Here is a 1,900-nt window from a genome sequence, read left to right on the forward strand (position 1 = left end):
CCCCCCCCTCGCGGCCGCAGAGCTCGACGGGTTCCACGTCGCCGGTGATCTCGGTGACGCCGGGCTCGTCGGTCGCGAAGTCGACCGCCCACGGATGGACGATGTTCGTCGCGGCCGGGGACATGACGGCGCGGACGCTCGCGCCGTGACGGCGTAGTTCGTGCGCGAGTTCGACGACCTTCACCGCCGCGATGCTCCCCGAGACGCCGAGCGCGACGTTGACCCCGTCCAGCATTACCGAGACCGTTCCGCCCGCGGCGGCTTATAAGATGCCGTTGCGGAACGGCCTCGAATGACTAACCCCGGCGCGTCCCCGAAAACTTCTTATAAATGGTCGGCGGTGGCGCGTGCCGACGAGCGCCCGCAGGGCGCGAGTCGCACGCGCGAGGGAGTCGGTGGTCCGGAGCAACGCGGAGGACCACCGACGAGGCTGGGGAGGCGTGAGGCGCGGTTGCGGTGCTGTCCGGGGGGGACTCAAAGGGGCAGCCGTGAGGAGGCCGTAGGCGTTCACGAGAGCAAAGCTCTCGTGAGCCAATCAGAACGCTACGCGTTCTGATGACGACGCAAGCACCGCAGCGAAGGAACGGAGTGACTGAGCGAGGAGCGTAGCGAGCGTACGGCCTCCTCACGGCTGGGGCTTTGGAGGTGTTCGCCGTTGATCCGCCATCGACCATTTATAAGCGAGCGACTGCGGGTTTGGACGTGTTCACGACGCCGCCCGCGGGAATACCTTATAAATAACCGACCGAAGAGCGGTCCACTATTTAAACGCCGAAGGTGGCGCGCAGCATGTCCCGCGTCCCGGGGCCGAGCCCGACGGCCAGCACCGTGATGAGGAGCAGCAGCGTGTACCGCGGCGACTCCTCGTACATCTCGCCGTTGAACACCCAGACGACGAACGTCGCGGCCGCGAGCTTCACGAGGAGGAACGGCCACGCGTCGCCGGTGACGGAGACGATCGACTCGGGCAGCAGCCGCCCGGTCCAGTCGACGATCAGCGCGTTCACGACGTGTTTCGGGACGAGGTTCGCGGTGCCGGTGAGCGCCGGCATCCAGTTGAGCCCGATCACGTTCGCGACGCCGTCGACCGCGTGCCCCCAGATGATCACGATGCCCGCCGCGCCGGTCCCCTGCCGGATCGTCGAGATGGACCGCGTCGCCAGCGCCCACGTGACCCCGGTCGCGACGGTCGCGATGACCAGCGTCGGGACGAGCACCTGCGGGTAGAAGGTGACGTAGCCGGTCGTGGCCGCGAGATAGGACAGATACCCGACCGCGAGCGCGAGCCCCGCCGCGCCCGACGCGAACAGCGGGCGCGCGTAGTCGTCGACGGCGCCGCGGCGTTCGAGCCCGTACGCCGTCACCACGCACGCGAGCGTGAACAGGAACACGGTGAAGTAGATGAACGGGCTGATAAGCACCGCGCTCGCCGGGAAGGCGATCAGCGGTTCCACGCCGGCCGCGGTCGCGGCGACGCCCGCGTCCTCGACCGTCCGCATCGCCCCGCCGAACAGCATGAACGGGAACAGCGCGTAGAAGAAGCGGAGCTCCGTCGCGATGTCGAGCCGGCGGAGCAGGAAGACGACGCCGATCAGCATCGCCAGCAGGATCACCACGTAGCTCACCGTCGAGAACGTGGTGTACCCCGGCGCCGCGACGACTTCGCCGGCGCTCCGCGCCGACTGGCACGCCGCGGTGCTACCGAGCAGCTCCGTGGTGCCGCCGGGCTCGCGGACCGCGCACTGCGCGCCCTCGCCGTCCGCCACCACCGGCCCCCAGAAGTAGCGCCAGAGGAACCGGTCGTAGACGACGCGCGGGAAGACGACCGACCCGATCGCCAAAAGCGCCGTGACGCCCCCGACGACCGCCGCCCACGCGCGCTCCGGGGACAAGTTGAGCC

The 1,900-nt window shown here is 69.1% G+C and carries 2 protein-coding genes; both read right to left on the reverse strand.

The genetic code is table 11. The features are described 5' to 3' along the window. A partial coding sequence (locus B9G38_RS16685; protein WP_143415593.1) for a flavoprotein occupies positions 1-235 on the reverse strand: 235 nt, incomplete at its 3' end. A gap of 529 nt (positions 236-764) precedes the next feature. Next, a complete protein-coding gene (locus B9G38_RS16690; protein WP_086221118.1) occupies positions 765-1,892 on the reverse strand; it encodes a DUF63 family protein in 1,128 nt (375 codons plus the stop codon). Positions 1,893-1,900 lie beyond the last annotated feature (8 nt).

It is taken from the genome of Halorubrum sp. SD612 (assembly GCF_002135005.1).